The 21,052-nt window shown below is 41.0% G+C and carries 15 protein-coding genes and 1 riboswitch; of the genes, 10 read left to right on the top strand and 5 right to left on the bottom strand.

Annotated elements, in window-relative coordinates; genetic code table 11:
* Positions 1-14: 14 nt before the first annotated feature.
* The 3 genes from ABJV04_RS00270 to ABJV04_RS00260 all read right to left on the bottom strand — a co-directional run bounded on the left by ABJV04_RS00270 (position 15) and on the right by ABJV04_RS00260 (position 7,562).
* The gene (locus ABJV04_RS00270; RefSeq protein WP_348489103.1) at positions 15-4,379 is read right to left on the bottom strand and encodes an ExeM/NucH family extracellular endonuclease; all 4,365 of its coding nucleotides are present in this window, start codon (positions 4,377-4,379) and stop codon (positions 15-17) included.
* A 326-nt stretch (positions 4,380-4,705) separates the two neighbouring features.
* Positions 4,706-5,233: a DUF3016 domain-containing protein gene (locus ABJV04_RS00265; RefSeq protein ID WP_348489102.1), complete on the bottom strand. Its 528-nt coding sequence runs from the start codon at positions 5,231-5,233 to the stop codon at positions 4,706-4,708.
* Between the two features lie 301 nt (positions 5,234-5,534).
* Positions 5,535-7,562 carry a beta-propeller domain-containing protein gene (locus ABJV04_RS00260; RefSeq protein WP_348489101.1) on the bottom strand — a complete coding sequence of 676 codons (2,028 nt, stop codon included), beginning with the start codon at positions 7,560-7,562 and terminating at the stop codon, positions 5,535-5,537.
* 200 nt (positions 7,563-7,762) lie between these two features.
* On the opposite strand from ABJV04_RS00260, the gene ABJV04_RS00255 reads away from it, so the two are divergent.
* From ABJV04_RS00255 to ABJV04_RS00240, 4 genes are read left to right on the top strand one after another with little or no spacing between them, the layout of a single operon-like run.
* Positions 7,763-8,641 carry a MipA/OmpV family protein gene (locus ABJV04_RS00255; protein ID WP_348489100.1) on the top strand — a complete coding sequence of 293 codons (879 nt, stop codon included), beginning with the start codon at positions 7,763-7,765 and terminating at the stop codon, positions 8,639-8,641.
* On the top strand, positions 8,641-9,042 hold the full coding sequence (locus ABJV04_RS00250; protein ID WP_348489099.1) for a DUF3019 domain-containing protein: 402 nt from the start codon (positions 8,641-8,643) through the stop codon (positions 9,040-9,042). Before ABJV04_RS00255 ends, ABJV04_RS00250 begins: the two co-directional genes overlap by 1 nt.
* Entirely contained in the window at positions 9,039-9,743 is a 705-nt protein-coding gene (locus ABJV04_RS00245) for a response regulator (protein WP_348489098.1), read from the top strand. The genes ABJV04_RS00250 and ABJV04_RS00245 overlap by 4 nt, the downstream gene beginning before the upstream one ends.
* Positions 9,744-9,773: 30 nt before the next feature.
* Complete coding sequence (locus tag ABJV04_RS00240; protein ID WP_348489097.1) at positions 9,774-11,027, top strand: ATP-binding protein; 1,254 nt, start codon at positions 9,774-9,776, stop codon at positions 11,025-11,027.
* 52 nt (positions 11,028-11,079) lie between these two features.
* On the opposite strand, the gene ABJV04_RS00235 is transcribed toward ABJV04_RS00240, so the two are convergent.
* A complete protein-coding gene (locus ABJV04_RS00235) occupies positions 11,080-11,451 on the bottom strand; it encodes a hypothetical protein (RefSeq protein WP_348489096.1) in 372 nt (123 codons plus the stop codon).
* 413 nt (positions 11,452-11,864) lie between these two features.
* Between ABJV04_RS00235 and rutR the strand changes: the two genes are divergently transcribed.
* The 6 genes from rutR to ABJV04_RS00205 all read left to right on the top strand — a co-directional run bounded on the left by rutR (position 11,865) and on the right by ABJV04_RS00205 (position 18,741).
* Positions 11,865-12,536 carry an HTH-type transcriptional regulator RutR gene (rutR, locus tag ABJV04_RS00230; protein ID WP_348489095.1) on the top strand — a complete coding sequence of 224 codons (672 nt, stop codon included), beginning with the start codon at positions 11,865-11,867 and terminating at the stop codon, positions 12,534-12,536.
* Between the two features lie 140 nt (positions 12,537-12,676).
* Positions 12,677-14,110 (top strand): cytochrome c oxidase accessory protein CcoG, encoded by a 1,434-nt coding sequence (ccoG, locus tag ABJV04_RS00225; protein ID WP_348489094.1) that lies wholly within the window; start codon positions 12,677-12,679, stop codon positions 14,108-14,110.
* Positions 14,107-15,090 (top strand): serine/threonine protein kinase, encoded by a 984-nt coding sequence (locus ABJV04_RS00220; RefSeq protein ID WP_348489093.1) that lies wholly within the window; start codon positions 14,107-14,109, stop codon positions 15,088-15,090. The genes ccoG and ABJV04_RS00220 overlap by 4 nt, the downstream gene beginning before the upstream one ends.
* A gap of 42 nt (positions 15,091-15,132) precedes the next feature.
* Positions 15,133-15,359, top strand: a riboswitch (cobalamin riboswitch).
* A gap of 69 nt (positions 15,360-15,428) precedes the next feature.
* Positions 15,429-17,291, top strand: a complete 1,863-nt coding sequence (locus ABJV04_RS00215) for a TonB-dependent receptor (protein WP_348489092.1) — start codon at positions 15,429-15,431, stop codon at positions 17,289-17,291.
* Positions 17,292-17,437: 146 nt separating this feature from the next.
* A complete protein-coding gene (locus ABJV04_RS00210) occupies positions 17,438-18,091 on the top strand; it encodes a thiol:disulfide interchange protein DsbA/DsbL (protein WP_348489091.1) in 654 nt (217 codons plus the stop codon).
* A 29-nt stretch (positions 18,092-18,120) separates the two neighbouring features.
* Entirely contained in the window at positions 18,121-18,741 is a 621-nt protein-coding gene (locus tag ABJV04_RS00205; RefSeq protein WP_348489090.1) for a DsbA family protein, read from the top strand.
* A gap of 616 nt (positions 18,742-19,357) precedes the next feature.
* On the opposite strand, the gene ABJV04_RS00200 is transcribed toward ABJV04_RS00205, so the two are convergent.
* Positions 19,358-20,923 (bottom strand): SulP family inorganic anion transporter, encoded by a 1,566-nt coding sequence (locus ABJV04_RS00200; protein WP_348489089.1) that lies wholly within the window; start codon positions 20,921-20,923, stop codon positions 19,358-19,360.
* Positions 20,924-21,052: the final 129 nt, after the last annotated feature.

The raw sequence follows: 21,052 nt of genomic DNA, 5'->3' as shown, positions 1-21,052 counted from the left end.
TATCTAGGATTTAATTAACGAGTAGAACAAGCTAAGCGTGTACATAAACTGCGTTGTGCAGATACGTCACGGGCATCAAGTAGTCCGTCGTTATTATAATCATGCTCTTCAACAGTCGCCTCACCAGCTTGGATAAGTAACATTAACGCACGTAAATCATAATAATCTACGTCCGAATCACCATCGATGTCACCTTCAAGAGTTGGAGACTCAAGCTCAAAGCTTATCATCACAGGATCATGGTCTGACACTCTAAATACATCAGCAGCGTAGAAATCATTCACTTGCGCGTCTGATTTAAATTCTACGTTGTAATCCAATGCATAAGGCTCGTCAGCATTGATATGCCACTCAACAGTATCAACGGCTTGTGCAGACAAACTCGCACTGGCTAAAGCATGATCTAAGTAACCAAATTCACCGCTGAAGGTATAAGAGTAAGCTTCAGCACCTTGGAAAGTTTCAACCAAGTTTACAAAACCTTGATCTTCAAGGGCAGCAATTGGGTCTTCTTTGGCATATGAATTCAAATCACCAATGATTAACACGTTATCTTTAGTCGATAATGACTCTTCAGAAGCTAACCATGAGGTCAGTGCTAAAGACTGTTGCGTACGTTTAGCATTGTAACAACCTTGGCCATCGCCTTGATCAGCATCATCGCCGCTGGCACTCGTACAACCTTTAGATTTAAAGTGATTAACTACAACAGTAATATCGGCACCATTTGCAGCAGTGAATGACTGTGCAACGGGAGGACGATTGAAAATACTATCGAAGTTGATTTTCACGTCACCATCTAAACTAAGGTTGGCAGGTTTGTACAACAATGCAACAGCAATAGCATCGGTACCAATTGGGCCAGAGTAGCTTACAAAATCATAAGTTCCTTCACCCATTTCTGCATTCAAACGGTTGGTTAATTCAGCAATCATACTAAACTCGTCAAATCCGTCATTCTCGATTTCCATCAAGCCGACAATATCCGCATCCATAGTAGAGATGGCTGCAACGGTTTTAGTAATCTGACGCTCGTATTCAAACAAGGTGTCAGCACCACGCTCGGTTGGGAAACCTTCACCTTGTCCGTCGCCATTAAACAAGTTCAATACATTTAAGCTAGCAACCGTCAGGTTACCTCGCGTAATTGCAGGCTCAGACTCACGTGCATTTGATTGCACTATGGTTGGTGTCTCTACTGGATGAATACGGAACGAACTAAAGCTGTAATCCAACGCACCTTTAACCGTCACCACTGTATCACCAGTACGCAATGTATTAGACGCTGACAAATTACCGTCAGGATAAATAACAGTTTCTGGATTTTGAATGTCTAAACCATCATCCATAATAATGTAATTAAGGGCATTTTCAGCAGCCAAATCAACAGCTTCTGTAGAAAGCGGAGCATGAAGATTGGTTGGATTAAATAGTCTACCGAAAGACAAACCCACTTCTCCGAAACGCGCCAAAGTATAGGTATCAGTTACAGTTAATGGAGATTCATTTACTACCAACATATTCTCTAATGATTCAGCTTCTAAAGCGCTGCTAAATGGCATAGTAAATACGGTCGGAGCGACACTACCAGTGCCACATACAACAAGTGCAGAAGACACATTAAGTTGAGTACGACCAAAATTCTCAGTCACAGTACCAATTACACGTACCACACTCCCTTCTTCAGGTAATGTATCCGTATCGTAATAACTGACGTAAATCCCTTCAGACGTGGCAGAATCTCCATCAGCGTCAAAATCTTCTTCTTGTAAGTAGAAACCACCAAAGTCAGTTACTACTGAAGTCACAACAGCTTCGACTACGTGCTCTTGCGCTTCAAGAAGAGAAGCAAAGTCATTACCTTGAATAGTACTAATTAGAGTCGCAGGGTCAGTACAAACACCAATTTCTGGTACTTCTTCTACCGGATCATCTTCACCACCACCGCTAGTGCCGCCGTCAGGGCCAGAACCAGGAGTACCGTTGTCACCGTCACCATAAGTTTCAGTTGTTTCAGTAACCCAGTTTTCACCCACATTGTTATCCAGACTTGCTGAAATCAATGTCATTGATGCACCGTTAGGATCTGGGAACACAGGTCCACCATCGTATTCGACTATATCTTCGATAGTACCATCAGGGCGAACCAGAACAACTTCGTCACCACCGTTAGCAGCAGTAAACCCGCTGTATTGATAAAGTACGTCTATGCCACCATTGGTTTCAGAATCACCGTTGATTGCTAATACAGCATAAGTGCCAGCAGGAACATATACATCACCAACAATAGTGTGAGAATCACTATCGTTATCACGTAACACCCAACCATTTAAGTTAGCTGCAATCACACCGGTATTAAGTACTTCAATCCACTCACCGTTTGCATCACTTACCGCACTCGGATTTTGCATAATCTCGGTGATAACTAAACTAAAGCTTGCATCACCTGTACCTGGTGTACCTGAGTCGGAGCTACCATAGAAGTTAGTAGTGTCTTCTGCCCATTTAGTGCCTATGTTGTTGTCTCCATAAAGGTCAACTAGATACATAGACGCGCCATTTGGATCAGGGAAAGTGTCACCATCATCATAAGCTATCTCGTCGATGATATTGCCTTCAGGATCGACCAACACGACTTCATCAGAACTGTTTGACAAAAACATTGAATTACCAAAGGCATAAGCCAAAATAATTCCGCCATTTACTGATGTATCTGCATTTTTACCTAATACGGCATATTCACCAACACCAATAAAGACATCTTCATCGACCACAAAAGAGTCTGTATCGTTGTCGCGGATAGTCCAACCATTTAGGTTAATCACTTGCGTACTGGTATTAAGTACTTCAAACCATTCACCGTATGAATCACTTACCGCACTCGGATTTTGCATGATTTCGGTAATCACTAACGCGTTAGCTTCTACTAAACCAGTATCAACGGGATCTTCGCCGTCGTCACCGCCACCATCATCACCACCACCATCATCGTCTCCACAGACTTCAGCAGTGTATAAGGTTGCAACCCATTCAGGGTGATCAATATAGGGGTTACGGTTGCCTTGGTACTCGTAAATGGTTTCATTACGTTGTTGCTCTAAAGCGTCAACTGGATCACCATTGTGCCATTCAATCAAACGGCAAAGTCTGCCAAGCTGTGCTTCACCGACACTAGTCAAACCATTACTTAATAATAAATCAGGTGTAAGGTCACCTAACCCTTCATAACGTGTGTCCATATAAAACATCATACGGGCCACATCACCTTTGACTTCATCTCTTGGTTCAAAAGAATCACCGTCAACACTATTACTAGGTGCTTCCGCTAGCGGTGTATCACTATTGTCAAAATCTAGGTTGCCGCGAGAACTATTGACTGAAATATCAGAAGGACGTAAATGATGGATATCTGTATAGGCTTCATAATCACGATCCGGAAAGCCATGGCTATTAGGCCAAACGTGTTCACGGTTCCAATTATCAGGGTTAGAGCTTTGTTCTGCACTACCGTTTGACAATTTAGCCAGTGAAATACCTTTATAAATAAGTAGCACGTTATCTGCATTACTTGGATCTTCATCAGACTCAGTTAAAGCAGTCCAAACTTGATCATAAGTTAGTACGCGATGATCAGTAGAGATAACATCGGTCAATGCCGATTTAATCATTGTAGAAGTAGAACCATTCTCCACTTCAGTAATAACAGTTGCATAATAGCTGGCGTCATTAAACTCAGCGGCATCGGCAACTTTATCTAAATCTGGGCAGTTAAAACAAACGCCCTCTAGGCTGCCTGTATCATCACCGCCACCGTCATCGCCGCCACCATCATCGCCACTACCAAACGTTTGGCCTGTATTGACTGCACTAAAGGTATTAGCGCTAGCACTTTGCCATGTAAAGTCAGCGTAAACAGTACCTGAACCAGAAAGCTGCAATGAATCACCAACAGCTGTACTGCCACTTTCTGAAACACCGATATTAATGGATGTCATGCCATCGGCAACACCACCTGATGCAGTCAGAGAGCCTTCGTAGCTAATGAATTGTTTCACCGTATTGCTAGCATCAACTAGCGCAATAGCGTCAGGACCATTTTGAATACCATTAGATGGATAAGAAACCGTTAAGGTACCAAAACCGTCTTGTTGATTGGGTATGCTGCCGCTTAATGAAGTTGTTCCGTAGGCTGAATTATTACTGCCGTTATATAAAACTAAACTCCATCCTGTTAAGTCAGTGCCTGCAGGACCAGCAACTTCAATTGCTTCGCCGGTATCAGAACTAACATTATCGTAATGAAATTCGTTGATGAATACGTCTGCATGAGCAAAAGGTGCACACACAAGCGCCAGCAACGCTGGATACTTAACTTTCATAGCCTCTCCTAACCTGAGTACTTAGAATGCCATTTAATGGCTTATAATTTGTTATTTTTATTGGGCTGAGCCCTTTATAGTGGTGGTCGGATGGTATTGTCTATGTGTGACATTAACATGACAAACTGGACCTTTTTCCGTCAATGATATTGTCAGAAACAGGTCAGTAATTCAACGGAATAAAAAGGTCTAGAAACCTATTGAGGGTAATATTATTTCACAAGGAAATTAGTGAAATAATTGTTTCATGTTGATTTTAAAGGATTATTCAAATAAAAAACCTGAACAAATGGTCAGAAAAAAACCGCCAAATGGCGGCTTTTTTTTCATTTTTTGGCAATTAAATCTGGAAATTCATCTTTGAACCATTCTTTAATCATTTTCTTTTCATATCGTAGTGAGTCATTTCTTGATAAGAAATTAGCATTATCCATAAAGGTCATATCTTTCAATTTCACCTCCTCTGCCGAATGCAAAACCACACCATTGGTATCTGTTAGAGAGTAAGAGAAGGTCATTCTTGGGATGTCGAGTTGCTTCACTACTCTCACTTCACCGCCACCTGTACCCATGCCAACAAAAGCAGATGGCCAAACTTCACCAGCCAAGTCCAGATCTGTCACAGTGATGGACAGTTTTTGCCCATCGGGTAAATCCTCAGCGAGCTCATTAATATACTCTTCAAGATGACTAAAGGTTTGCTCTCTGAATTTAGTTCGCGATTGTAGTGTGGGTTTAACATCTCGAAACTCTTTCGGGTTTTCCCATGTAATTTCCACATCGGCTTTGGCATAACTGAAACAAGAAGCCGTTGTTGCAACCATAGCAAACAGTGTTAATGACAATTTTTTCATTATTAAACTCCTTAGATTAAGTTAAACAATCAGTATTGTTACAGTTTAAACCCCATTTATGAACGTTCACTGAATAGCCCGTTTACTTAAATAATTCCATGCCTATTTATTTAACCCAATTCACTGTATGAAAAATAGACGGATAAAGCAATTAAACTCTATGCTACAAAAAAATAGACAGGGAAAGTACCTAAAATGTTCCCAATACAATCCCACTGCTAAAATAAAAAATAGCCGCCTTAATAAAAAGACGGCTCTTAAGGCCTAATACCCCGACTCAGAGGGCATTACATGGACAGCCTTAAAAAGGTCCGGTTACGGCACTTGGGTTTTTCCAAAGCGCTTGCCAAACGTGATTTCCATGGAAGAAATACACGTAATCCCCTTGGATAACACTGCGATCTTCACCAGAATAACTATAGTCGTTAGCACCATCATCCGCTTTGACATTCCCTAACCATAACAACTCCGGCGTTGTACTCTTCGATTCAACTTCAAACAACATCAAACTGTTGTTAGGTACATCAACGACATTGCCTGCAGAGCTGGTATTGATAGAGACGTTCAGTTTCTCCACTGGAAATGCAAATCGATACGAGCCATCAGTTTCTAATACACTTAAGGTTTTATAGTTAAACTCCACAGGTGTATATGCATCCGCGGCTATTATCGACGAAAGTTCAATGGGATGACTGGGGTCACGAATGTCAAACAAGCTTACTTTCATTCCAACGGGCTCAGCAGGTGGTGGAGAAAGCATTACCTCTGCAACCTCCTCAGATTTGGACTGATTATCTTCATTGTTAGTTGTTTCACTATTAGTAGGCAGATCTTCAATCTGCACCTGTTGCCCAACACCCAACAACAAACCATTTTGCAGAGGATGCAAATAACTAGAAAATCCTGGTATTTCCAAACTCCCGGCAATAAAAGGGGCGGTGTTGTCGCTCAAATCAACCACATAGAGGGGATCGATACTTTCGAAAGTCACTATGTATGCTTTATCATCAATAAATCTCACTGCATAAATATCTTCTCCAGGTTTACCAATCGCTTCGCTTTGAATGTCATTGGGCAAACTCGCAACAGCAGTTAATTGATTGCCATTTTGAGTAAGCACACTGAGTTGATGGGCAACAGGGGAAACTGAGTTATCTGTGGTGACTACCCGCAGATAATCGTCACTTTCATCAATTTTGAACAAAGGATCACTGCGCCAACTCAAAATACCATTAACCTCACCGGAAGCCTGATAGCTCATATTCGCCAAACTAATTTTATGGAATGCCGTTTGTTGATCTTTAATACTGCTGGCTAGATAGATTGACTGTTCAGACATATAGAGTAAGTAGGCTTGAACACTCATACAGATGGATTGGTTATCGTTTGGGTTATCTATATTGATTCTGGTTACTGATAATATCTGCCCATAACCGTCATTTTCGGTAGCCGCTTCAGGTACATAACATTCAGCCATGTGATTCAATGTATTGGAATGACCGTCAATATCCAATTGCGGCATCAATTCATCGGAAGCGAACTCCGTGACTTTTTGGTAGTTGGTGAGTTTATCTTCATCAGTAGTGGCAAAGGGATGAAGCCCATCGATATAAGGCACATAACTACTGGCAATATAAAGCTGATTATCAATGCGTCGAGTTGCAAGCAGTGAACCGTCAAAAGTAAGTAGGTTTTCTGAACTAGCATTCTGTGGATCGCTAACATTAAAGATTTGAATACTAAATTCCTGTTCTACCGGCTCCCAAGGCGCAATGGCTAGAACATGAATAGGATAAATAGGCGATTCAGAGCTTATTGTAACTAGGCGATTTTGGTATAAATAAATACCGACAATATCGTCATTTTCTCGTGTTAATTGAAGACTATCTAGACGACTTAGGGTCTCGTTAGCCTGTCGCTGAACAATACCTATTTGCGCTGGGTTTTGATTTTCATCGGATGCAAAGGAGGAATTTGCCAGATAGAAAGTTTGTCCATCATATTTAACTCTATCGGCCTCATCTACGCCACTTTCTATGGTATTAGTTGTTGAAAAATTGCTGCTTCCCACAGTAGGGCTTGATATATCCTCTGCAGACACATAATCAGCGCTATCTAAAGATGCGGCATAAATACCATTTTTAATATAACTTTCGGCTTGCCCTGAACCTTGCACTAAAGGTCCATTAAACCCTGTAGCTTGATTAACCTGAGGAGGTTTATTGTCAATCTCCTTGGAGGTGGTTTCATCCTTACCTCCACCACCTCCGCACCCAAAAACGAGTAGGGCTGTAGACAAACAAATTAGTGCAACTTTATGTCCATACATAGCAAACACCTATAATTAAATCTTGAGACATTTATTGAACTAATCCTAGTCGTTGAATTTGCCATTTTCTATTGCGAATTTGGCAATAATTGTGAATATTTGTAACCCTAAGATGTAGGTTTGTAAAAGGTCTGTTAACCTTTCAATATTGAGGGAATATTTGCTTAATAAAATTGGGCTTACGAAAGGTTGAAAACAGGGTGTTTAAACACTATCTGATATACGTCATATTTTTCATTACAGTGGGCTTTGCAAGCCCTACTTTGGGCTGTGATACATCTAAAAACTGTATTCAAGAAGGCGAATGGGATGTTGGCTTAGCCCTAGGAGTAGGCTTACGCACCAACCCGTTGGTCGACGGCGATAACTTCCCCAACCTAATTTTGATTGATATAGCTTGGTATGGCGAACGGTTTTATTTTGATAATGGAGAAGTTGGTTACCAATGGCAGCAATCCACAAACTTTGGCGTTGAGAGCTATCTAACCCTAGATAGAGAGAAGACATTCTTTGAACTCTGGCATCCTGGTAATCTCACTGTCCCAGCGGTCATCCCCTCCTCCCCTTCGGTGGACTCTCCCGATAAAGGCTCAGGCGATGATCCCCCTCCTGAGGATTTAAGGCTATCAGTAAATGAAATAAGTGACCGAAATTGGGCTATTAATTTCGGTACTCGATTGCATTATTACTATGGTAATCACGAAATTAGTTTCTCTATTGAAACCGATGCGAGCAATGTTCACCATGGACAAAAAGCGAATCTATCCTATCAATATTTTTGGGCTAGCGATGACTGGCAATTTATATTACGCCCCAGTTTAATTTGGAAAAGTGCAAAGTTAGCCAACTATTATTATGGAATTAACGAAAAAGATACTATTGAGCCCAATTTCCATTATTCAGTCTCGTCTGGAATACAACCAGGAATATCCTTTCTATATACTAAAAAAATTAATGAACAATGGCACTGGGTAAGCAACCTAGCATTTCGCAAGCTTCACTCTTCAATGGTCAAAAGTCCCATTGTTGAGGAGAATAATGTAACTAATGTATTTTTAGGTGTGGGGCGTCGATTTTGATGAAACACCTCGAATCCAAAACTATATTAATTTACTTTTTCATGCTGACTTTCATGTTACTTGCCTATTTGCCAAAGGCATGGAGCAACTCTCCTAGTTGGCATGTTCAGCCAAAAGTGTGCATCGTAGAAAATCTAGGTGATACCTGCGAAATGGTGTTAACCATGCATTTTAAGAATCTAGCACCAGGGGCTTACTGTTACTATCAAGGGCAAACGCCCTTAAACTGTTGGACAGACGCTCCTCCAGAGAAAACACTTGTTATTCGCTTTATAGAAGAAACGACCTTGTACCTTAAATCGCAAGATGGCAGCGTGATTTTATCCCACACCATGGACATCAAAGCGAGGGCCAACAAGAAGCAAGTTAGACGTGTAAGGCAACCTTGGAGTCTATTTTGAGCAAACGTATTCTACTGATTGAGGATGATAAACGGCTAAGTCAATTGATGGCTAATTTTCTAAATCAGCAAGATTTTGAAGTCCAGTGTTTATATGACTCCGTTAATTTGTCCAGCACCATGGAAACATACAAACCTGACATTATTATTCTGGATATTATGCTACCAGGGGAAGACGGCTTTGAATTATGCAAAACTTTGCGTAAAACCTTTACCGGTCCGCTGCTATTCGTGACCGCAAAAAGCTCTGACTTTGACCAAGTGTTAGGGTTAGAGCTTGGGGCTGATGATTATGTAATTAAACCGGTTGAACCCCGTGTATTGTTAGCTCGGATAAATGCCTTGTTAAGGCGCAGCGAAACACAAAGCAGTGATACGCTGTTCCAAAGCGACCAATTGCGTTTTGGAAAGTTGAAAATAAACCGCAATTCTCGACAAGTGCTTTTGTCAGATGAACTCATACAACTGACTAGCCATGAATTTGATATGTTGTGGAAATTAGCCAGTAACCCATCTAAATTGGTTGAACGTGAGACCTTATACAACGAGTTAATTGGTCGTGAGTACGATGGTTTAGACCGTTCAGCGGATGTGCGTATTTCTCGTTTACGTAAAAAGCTACGAGATAATCCGCAAAATCCTTACAAGATCAAAACAATTTGGGGCAAAGGCTTTTTCTTCGTTCCTGACGCTTGGGAGTAACCCAATGTTAAACACACTTCCAGCCTCAATATGACTCGCTTATTTTTAAGTTTATATATATTTATTGCCCTGTCCCTTATTGCGCTGAGCGCTTTACTTAATCATGTATTTTTTAATGACGACGCCGTAAATCAAAGTGACGCAGCGTTAATTAATTCACTTACAGTTTTGCAGCAACGAGGTGGGATCACAGCCAAAGACCTAGATAAAAGCTTATTTTCAGTGAAAACGTTGAATATGGGCGATATGGCATGGAACGCAGAAGAATTAGCTAAGCTAGAAAAGCAATTACCCATCGTTTTGTTTGATGACCAAAATGGTACGCAAATTTACTTCCAATCAACTGATGCTAAGTTACTTGAGATCACTCTGTTACATAATCAAACCAGTAGTAGCAAGTACTTACTTTACAGTGGCTTATTTTTCTTTTTATTAGCAGGTTTAATTGCGCTTTGGTTATGGCCCTTATGGAAAGATCTTCTGCAACTAAAACAAACCGCAACTCGCATTGGTCCTAGTGGAGATTTTCCCCCCATTGATATTGAGCGTACGTCGGTTGTTTATCCCATTGCCATTGCATTGAACGACTTAGGTAATCGTGTACGTGAATTATTAAACACACAACGAGAGTTAACTGGTGCGGTGGCCCACGAATTCAGAACGCCGTTATCACGTTTAAAATTCGCCATTGCGGCCCATGACTATGATGAGTCTGGTCCTTGGACTGAAATGAATAAAGATATTGATGAATTAGAAAAGTTAGTTCAAGAAATGTTGAGCTACACCAGTATGGAAGTACAACAGCCAGAATTGAATATTACTGAAATCCCCCTTCTCACCTTATCTAGACTACGCATCGCCTATTTACAAAAAAGCATCCCACAGCACATTAAAATTGATATTGTCGGTTCAGAGTCTACTATTTTAGGTGATGAGCACTTCATCGAAAGAGTTATAGATAACCTTATTAACAACGCCAGTCGATACGCCCACTCGACGATTAAAGTTGATGTTTCCGAAAATTCGAAAGGTATATTATTGCGTATGGAAGACGACGGTTTAGGTGTGCCTGAAATTTATCGAAAACGTATTTTCGAGCCCTTCTTTCGACCTGATAATAGCCGAGATAGAAAACGAGGTGGAGCCGGATTAGGTTTGGCGATTATCAAGCGCATAATGCACTGGCACCAAGGTGAATGCTGGGTAGAAAACGCTGAGTTAGGTGGAGCAAGCTTTTGTCTTTTATTCAAAACAACTCGCATAATTAATCCACCTCATAATTAACTTTTACGGTCATTTAACTCAAACGAACAGGCAAAGCTATTTCGATTGAAAACTAAGTGGACTCTTCAGTTTCTAGCAAAGTGGAGTTACTAATGGTGTGACAAACTAGCTCTAAGTTTGAACCATTTACGAAAGGGTTTATTTCACGCTGAACACAATATTTAGCGTGAAAATTGACTAAATTTTCGGAGGTATCCGTAATTTCCAGAATGTAATCACGCTGAAAATCCCGCATCTGATCAGTATAAGGAGCTAAAGAATAACGCACCTCTTTAAGCTGCGCTTTTTCCATTTTCATTGATATATCAGTCATTAATTGAGTCAAACTATTTTGCATATCAGATAACAAATACTGGGCGAATGACGAGCGTAGCGCCATAACCAATATCACTATTTCTGCTAAAATAATTAAATACCTAAACATACTTTCACATCTAAACGCGGCAAAATAGCCCCAGAACCAAAATGAACGATTAACTTAGACTAACTAGTCTAAACTTTAAAGGCCTCTGTATTATCCCAGCTTATACAAGAGTCTTTTAATCAATACCCATATAAACAATTACTTAGCTCTTGTTACCCATTAAATGACGGTTCTATTTGCTGCTTCGCAATACCCAATGGCAACTCGAATAATATGAAAAGCCTTGGAGTGTCTAAATCTTGCGGTCTCCTACTCGTTATATAAATCCCTGGACCTCATTTGTGCTTCACTGTGAATACTGTTTATTTGGTAATTAAGTATCGATGGGATTGCTTATTATTAAAAACTTGGTTAAAACATAATGGACAGGGATTAAATTATAATGGGATATGAATAGACAGATGACTTATACAATGCGGAACAAAACATCCAACAAGTCAACACGTGTATCTAGCCCAACAACGCAGAGTAAACGCACCGAAGCAAAACGAAATAAACGTAAAGTGATTTTGCAGGCGGCTCTAGATTTGTTTTCTAGTAACGGTGTACACGGTACAAGTGTTGAACAGATTGCAGAGTTAGCAGAAGTTTCCAAAACAAATTTACTCTACTACTTTGCCAGCAAGGAACAGCTTTATTTAGATGTAATTCAGCAGTTATTAGATGTTTGGCTAAAGCCTTTACAGGGCTTTTCACCAGAACAAGATCCCATCGAAGCTATCTCGAGTTATATTGAAGTGAAACTCACTTTATCCCGAGACAATCCGAAAGAGTCTCGATTGTTCTGTATGGAAGTTGTACAAGGAGCGCCGCTTTTATTTAATCAGCTAGAGTCTCCATTAAGGGCCATTGTACAAGCTAAAGTCGAGGTTATTTCTGGTTGGATAGAAGCAGGAAAGCTAGCGCCAATTGATCCCTATCATTTAATCTTTAGCATTTGGGCCACAACTCAACATTACGCTGATTTTCGGGTTCAAGTGGAGGCAGTGACAGGTCAAAGTTTAGACGACCCCGAGTTTTTTGCAGCTACATTACATAACATTCAATCAATTATACTTAACGGTGTAAGGCCGCAACCCAGTTGAAAGTGCAAAAAAAACAGTTGATTCATTGATCCAGATTAACAATTTGCGGGCAGTCTGTGCGATAATAGGGGGATTAATTACTAACCTATAAAAATTTCGATGTCATCGAGATTTTTAGTAGTCCCGTAAAGGATAATTGAATGAGTGAACGCATTCCAATCAAAGACGTAACCGCAGTAAAAGTTCACCAACCCGAAGCCAGTAAGCATGAAAATGCATACACACCACGAAGCCGCATATATGTCCGAGCAGTTGAAGGTACTTTAGAGACTTTTCGACGCTTTTTCGGACTATTTTTCCTTGGCATTTTTGCACTCATCCCTTGGATTCAATACAACTCAAATCAAGCAGTTTTGTTCGATATAGGCGCCCAGCGTTTTAATATTTTTGGACTTACCTTGTGGCCACAAGATTTAACCCTACTGGCTTGGATTTTAATTATTAGCGCCTTCGCTCTATTTTTTGTCACCACTTTTGCCGGAAGGGTTTGGTGTGGGTTTATGTGCCCCCAAACCACATGGACTTTTATTTATATTTGGTTTGAAGAAAAAATAGAGGGCGCTAGAAACAAGCGAATTAAACTAGATCAGCGCAAAATGGACTTCGACAAGTTTTGGCGAAAAGCTTTAAAACATTTTGCTTGGATAACAGTTGCCTTGCTTACGGCACTAACGTTTGTGGGCTATTTCACCCCCATTAACCAATTGTTTATTGACTTTTTTACCTTCGATGTCAGTTTTTGGGCAGGTTTATCAGTTATCTTTTTTACTGTTTGCACCTATGGAAATGCCGGCTGGATGCGGGAAATCATGTGTACACACATATGTCCCTACGCTAGATTTCAATCAGCCATGTTTGATAAAGACACTTTTACTGTGGCTTATGATCCTACCCGTGGCGAGAAGCGTGGACCGCGCTCAAGAAAAACCAGTCACGAAGAAATCAAACAAAAAGGCATTGGCGACTGTATAGATTGTAACTTGTGCGTTCAGGTATGCCCCACAGGTATCGATATCCGCAATGGTTTGCAATACGAGTGCATTAACTGCGGTGCCTGTGTTGATGCTTGTAACGGGGTAATGGAAAAAATGAATTACCCTAAAGGATTGATTAGTTTTACTTCTGAACATGAACTAGCCGGAGGTAAGACTAAAATATTTCGACCTAAATTAATTGGGTATGCGGTTGTACTATTTATAATGACCTCCCTCTTAACCTATGAAATTATTGCTAGAGTGCCATTAGAAGTCGACATTATCAGAGATCGCAACTCACTATTTAGAGAAACCAACGACGGTCTTATTGAGAACGTATATACCTTAAAAGTACTGAATAAGTCACAAACTGAACACACGTATAAAATTGATGTTGTAGGCTTAGAGGGGAATAAATACATAGGTCCAGACCAAGTCACTGTTGCAGGTGGTGAAGTCTTAAACTTGCCCATAAGCCTTGCTATTGACCCTTATGCGTTAAACGAAACTGTAACAGAATTCCAATTTAAGGTTACTTCAATTGATGGCAACAGCGATCCCGTTGAGATGAGCGAAACTAGTAAGTTCATTTATCGATGAATGACTTAAATGCAACGACCTTTGATTTTGCACAACTCGGCCCTGATACCATTTTAGATGCCATTGAGTCTAAAGGATACTTAGTAGACTCAGGCCTATTGGCATTAAACAGCTATGAAAATAGGGTTTATCAGTTTGTTTGTGATGACAAACGACGCTATGTGGCCAAGTTTTACCGGCCTCAGCGCTGGACTCGAGAACAAATTCAAGAAGAGCATGATTTTGCTCAAGAATTGCATGACCATGAAATCCCTGTAGTGGCTCCCTTACGGACCAAAAGCGCATCATTACACAGTTATCAGGGGTTTTATTTTGCTATATTTCCTTCCGTTGGTGGCCGTCAATTTGAGGTTGATAATCTTGACCAACTGGAATGGATGGGACGCTTTATTGGTCGTATCCACCAAGTGTCAAAAGGCCAGTCGTTTGCTTATCGACCAACGTTTAGTATTCAGGAGCACTTGCTTGAAGCAACAGCAACCCTACACAAAACAGAACTTATTCCGAGCAGCTTGCACACCGCATTTTTCACTATTTTAGAGCAAGTGACAGCGTTAGCGGCGAGCTTATATAAACCCAACTCTTCCATACGTCTTCACGGAGATTGCCACCCTGGCAATATTTTGTGGCGAGACGGTCCAACTTTCGTAGATTTGGATGATTGTAGAATGGGACCCGCCATTCAAGATTTATGGATGATGTTGTCTGGTGATACCTACCAGCAACGAATACAAATGGATACCCTAGTTGAAGCCTACGAAGAGTTTGCTCAATTCGATAGTGGGCAATTAAGCTTAATTGAACCTTTACGCGCAATGCGCATGGTCCATTATATGGCGTGGTTGTCGCGTCGTTGGCAGGATCCCGCCTTTCCTCAAGCGTTCCCTTGGTTTGCAGATGCTAAGTATTGGGAACAACAGATTTTAGCCTTAAAAGAACAATATTCCGCCCTCCAAGAACCAAGTCTGACTTTATTTTAATAACAGAAAGCATAAACCCCTATTCTTTTAAGAACAGATGGATATAATGCTCACCTCTTAGGTGCCACCATCGGTGGTTAAACGGGAAGACAGTGCAATTAGAGTAATATCTGATTTATGCTGACGCTGCCCCCGCAACGGTAAACAAGTGATACCCAAAGGTATTGATGATTAATAAGTTACCACTGTTTGAAAGAATGGGAAGGTATTAATCGAGTCTGTTAAGACACTTGTAAGCCCGGATACCGGCCTGAGACGCATAGGTTTGTGCACAAAACCACAAACTGTCACTCATATGATCTAGTACTCGGGCGGAGTACTTAACAAGGCTAAACAAAATGCAAAATAAAACTACTCTTATAGGGGTAAGCGTTAGCTTGGCTCTAGCATCTTCCAATCTCTATGCTCAATCAAACTCGCCAGAACAACAAGACATTGAAAAGATGACCGTTGTATCTAGCCGAATTCAGTTACCCACTAACCGACTAGCGACCAGTGTTTCTGTGCTAGACGAAAGTGATATTGAAATGCAAACAGCAATCAATGTAACTGAAATTTTGCGTCAAACCCCAAGTGTTGGCGTATCAAATTCAGGCGGTTTGGGTAAGAGTACAGCTGTCAGAATTCGCGGTGAAGAAGCATTCAGAACCAAACTTTATATAGATGACGTAGAGCTAAGCGATACATCTTCTCCACAAGTTGCTCCAATTTTTGATGATGTGTTAATAAACCAATTATCTCGAATAGAGATTTTACGTGGTACTCAAGGGCTTTCTTACGGTGCTGACGCTGGTGGTATTATCAGTATGTACAGTAAGCAACCAGTAAAAGGGTTTGAGGCTAGTGGCACCTTAGCTGCGGGTTCATTTGACACACAAATATTTAATGCTGACATTGCTGCTGGCAACAATAGCGGTTCTTTCTTCTTATCGGCTTCAAAAGTCAAAAGTGACGGTTTTAACGCGAAAACTAGCGATGAAAGTGGCGAGAAAGATGGTTATGACAACCAAAGCGTGCATTTTAAAGGACAGCTGGCCTTAACGGAAAACATCGCGGCGTCTTTAGTGTTTCGAAATGTCGATGCCGAAAATCAATACGATGGTTGCTACGATAATGCCACTTTTGCGCTAATCAACGCCTGTAGCACTGAGGCTGAACAGCAAACATTTCGCGGCGCTGTAAATTATCAAGGGGACAATAGTCAGCATCAAATTGCTTATAATAAAACTGATGTAGATCGAGATTATATTAATAATGGCGAATACGGGTTTAGCAATTCAGGTAGCATCGATAAGTTCGAGTACTTAGGTAGCCTAAACTGGAAGCAGCACGACTTCGTCTTTGGCTTGGAAAAAGAAACCCAGGAAATCGATGGCAATGATTTAAGCCGAGATCAGAAAAGTCTATTCGTAGAATGGCTAGGTCAATTCGACAATCAACTGGCATTCAACCTAGGTTACAGATACGACGATAATGATACCTTCGGTAAACATAATAGTGTGCGCTTAGGTGCGGTTAAAATCGTACCATTTGATTTTGCTGACGTGAAGTTTAAAACCACCTATGGCACCGGCTTCCGCGCACCAAGTATTTATGAACAAAGCTATAACGATGGTCCTTATGCATACGGTGACGCTGCAGGATTGCAATTGGCTGAAGAAAACAGTGAAGGCTTAGATCTAGGTTTTGTCATCGATACCAAAAATGGATTGAGTGCTGAAATGGTCTTTTTCAAACAGTCCATAGAAAACGAAATTGTTTTCGATTTAGCATCTTATCAAGGGTATTTACAATCTAGCGGAGAAAGTAAATCCAAAGGTATTGAAACTAGCCTAGAACAAGTGTTCGCCAACGGATTGAAAGTGTGGGCCAACTATACATACAACGACGCAGAAGACAGTGCTGGTGAAGCTCGCTTGAGAAGACCTAGAAACAAATTCAATGTCGGAGTTAGAAACGCTTGGTTAGACGACAAACTCGCTGCAGAGCTAACATTTAGAAGTGTTAGAAATGCGGTGGATATTGCTGGTGTAGAAATAGATGACTACCAAGTAACAAACTTAACAGCTCGCTGGCAAATAGTTGAATCAGTGAGTGTTAAAGCCGGTGTAAATAATCTTTTTGATGACGATTATCAGGAAGTAAATGGCTTTAATACGGCAGGTCAAAACTTTTTTGTGTCAACCACCATTAGCTTGTAGAAAACTTAAATATACAAAAAACCGCTTCTTGAAGCGGTTTTTTTATGCATTTCATCCGCAGATTATATTCATCTGGCTGATTAACTATACCTAATCTTTTACTAGCTATGATAACCTTTAGCAAATTTTTGAAGGAATTGATTGATATGAAAAAACTATCAACTGTATTTGCGTTATTTATACTGTTATCACTGCAAGCCTGCTCAAAAGAGAGCCCATCGGAACCATCTGCTCCACCAGCTAAATGGAAAGAAGGCACTCACTACCAAATCATTAGTGACGAGGTTTCAGAAGAGCCCGAAGTACTTGAGTTCTTTTCATTCTGGTGTCCACATTGTTTTAACTTTGAACCTATTGTAGAACAGATAAAGCTTAAATTAGATAAAGATGTCACGTTCAAAAAAGTGCATGTAAACTTTATGCGCTTTACTAGCCCAGAAATTCAAGATGCGGCAACAAAAGCCCTGCTAATTGGCAGAAGTATGGACAGAGAAGAAGAAATAAATAGCGCTATCTTTAGTTATATTCATTTACAACGTCAACTGATTACCGGTACGCCAGAGTTACGAAACATTTTCTTAGCCAAAGGCGTTGATAACGGCGAGTTCGACAAAATGGAGACTAGTTTCCAAATTAATAATCTGCTTAAACAAAATAACCAAACCATCGAAACCTATCGTCAGCACTTGAGTGGGGTTCCTAACTTTATTGTAAATGGAAAATATCAAGCAACCGTTGCACAAGGTATGACTAGAGACGATATCGCAGATTTAGTTGTTTGGTTATCTAAACAACGTTAATAACATTACTTTTATAGGATTTTATTTATATGATTTTTAAATTAACGCGCAATTTTTTAATAGCATTTATATGCGCAATTCCAGCTTTAGCCATGGCGCAATCGAAGTGGGAAGAAGGTGAACACTACACTGTAATAAAAGAGATACCGAGCCAAACTAAACAGGTTCGTGAAGTGTTCTCGTTTTGGTGCCCACACTGCTTTACTTTCGAGAGCATAGCAAAAGAACTTAAAGGTAAATTGCCCAGTGATGTGACTTTCACCAAAGCCCATGTGAACTTTATGGGTGGTGCCGAACAAGATACCCAGAATGCAGCGACCAAAGCAATGTTAGCCGCGCGACAATTAGGTGAAGCAGACAAATTTAACACTGCGCTTTTTACTGCTATCCATAAAGAACGCAAAAGCATTGCTTCCATGGATGATATTTTGCAAGTTTATTCTGAAGCTGGCGGTGATAGTGAAAAGTTGAAAAAGCTAGCCAATAGCTATGGAATACGTGGCGCAGTGCGTAAAAATGATAAATTAACCCAAGGGGTCCGCAGCGTTCCAACGTTTATTGTGAACGATAAATACAAGGCAATTTTTGGCGCGAAAATGACGCCAGATGAGTTTGTTGAATTGATTATTTGGTTAACCAACCAATCATAATAGGTTGTTATTCCATGGCCTAAGGGCCATGGAATATATCATACCAACAGCGGCACCTTTCCCCCTCACTTGTAGCATGGCCTTTAGGCCATGGAATATGCCTAAACGTCACCGATACCTTTTACGGGGCTAAAGCACCCGCCTACAACGGAATGAACCATTCCCACAAGAGGCTAAACACCCCAACCTGTAGCATGGCCTTTAGGCCATGGAATATACCTAAACGAAACCGGCATCTTTTACGGGGCTAAAGCACCCGCCTGCAAGGGAATCATCCATTCCCACACGAGGCTAAACCACCTCACCTGTAGCATGGCCTTTAGGCCATGGAATATACCTAAAGGAAACCGACACCTTTCACGGGGCTAAAGCACCCGCCTACAAAGGAATCATCCGTTCCCACAGGAGGCTAAACCACCTCACCTGTAGCATGGCCTTTAGGCCATGGAATATACCTAAACGCCACCGATACCTTTTACGGGGCTAAAGCACCCGCCTACAAGGTAATGATCCATTCCCACAAGAGGTTAAACACCCCAACCTGTAGCATGGCCTTTAGGCCATGGAATACACCTACCTTTCACGGGGCTAAAGCCCCGCAAAAGTTTCGCTGTGCTTAACCTAATTTATCCGAGGCAATGCGATAACGAGGATCTTCATTTACATTCATTTCCACGTAATCCTGTGCTTTGGTCAACAAATTACTGCACTCGGGGCTGATATGACGAATATGTAACTTTTTACCCTGAACTTTGTACTTGTCAGCCAAACCGTCGATGGCATCCAAACCAGAGGAGTCCCAAATTCGTGACTCACGGAAATCGATTACCACATCTTGTGGATCGTTCTGCGGGTCGAATAAATCTCGAAAATGTAATACCGAACCAAAAAATAGCGGTCCTTCAAGGTCATAAACTTTCCAACCATCTTCATCGGTATGGGTTTTAGCACTAATATGAGTAGCGTGTTTCCAGGCAAATACCAACGCCGAAACAATCACACCCACTACCACAGCAATGGCCAAATCAGCGGCAACGGTAATACCGGTTACCAAAAACAACACAAATGCATCTTCTTTGTTTACACCACGCACAATGCGGAAAGAAGCCCATTCAAAAGTGCCAATGACAACAATAAACATAACGCCAACCAAAGCGGCTAAAGGGATCATCTCAATTAATGGCGCAGCAAAGAGAATAAAACCAAGTAAGACTAGCGCTGCGGTAATCCCAGATAGACGTCCACGACCACCTGAGTTAATGTTAATCATGCTTTGACCAATCATCGCACAACCACCCATGCCACCAAAGAATCCATTAACTGTGTTAGCAACACCTTGACCTACACACTCTTTGTTACCACGACCACGGGTATCGGTCATTTCATCTATAAGCGATAAGGTTAATAAAGATTCAATCAAACCCACTAAACATAAAATTACTGAGGTGGGTAAAATGATATACAAGGTTTCCATATTCAACGGCACCATAGGTACATTAAAACTGGGTAGTTCGCCCGCTAGAGTAGCGGCTGCTCTTTGATCTTCAGGTAACATGCCTCTGACAAAATCGATAACTGTGCGCGCTTCGAGATCCAACCCATGAACTAATAGAGTCACGGTTACAATGGCCACAAGGGAAGCAGGAACCGCTGTGGTTAACTTCGGTAAAAAGTAAATAATGGCCATAGTTAGGGCCACTAAACCTAACATCAAATAAAGCATACTGCCCTGCATCCACTCTTGAACACCTAGCTCATTTACGACTTTAAATTGGCCTAACTGGGCGAGGAATATAACAATTGCCAACCCATTAACAAAACCTAGCATTACTGGGTAAGGCACCAAGCGGATGAATTTACCTAACCTGAAAACTCCCGCCAGGATTTGTAAAATACCTGCTAAAATCACCGCGGCAAAAAGGTATTGAATACCATGTTGAGCCACCAACGCCACCATGACCACAGCCATAGCACCCGTTGCGCCTGAAATCATTCCAGGTCTGCCGCCAATTGCGGACGTAATTAAGCCCATCATAAAAGCAGCATATAGCCCTACCATAGGTTCAACACCAGCAACAAAGGCAAATGCAACCGCTTCAGGAACCAATGCTAAGGCAACGGTTATTCCTGATAGCACGTCATTTTTGACGTTACTGTCACGGTTGGTTATCAGGTCAATCATTTACTACCCCAAATTTATAGTTTATTAATTTAATTGTTAATCGTTCATTTTAGCAGCTAAGCTAGTTCAGGTCTTTTAACGGTTTGTTAAAAGACACAAAAAAAGGCCGGATAAATCCGACCTTTTCAA

This window comes from Aliiglaciecola sp. (assembly GCF_039982535.1).
In the GTDB taxonomy this organism is placed as follows: domain Bacteria; phylum Pseudomonadota; class Gammaproteobacteria; order Enterobacterales; family Alteromonadaceae; genus Aliiglaciecola.
Note: the sequence above shows the minus strand (reverse complement) of the source record. Positions and strands in the feature narration are given on the sequence as shown.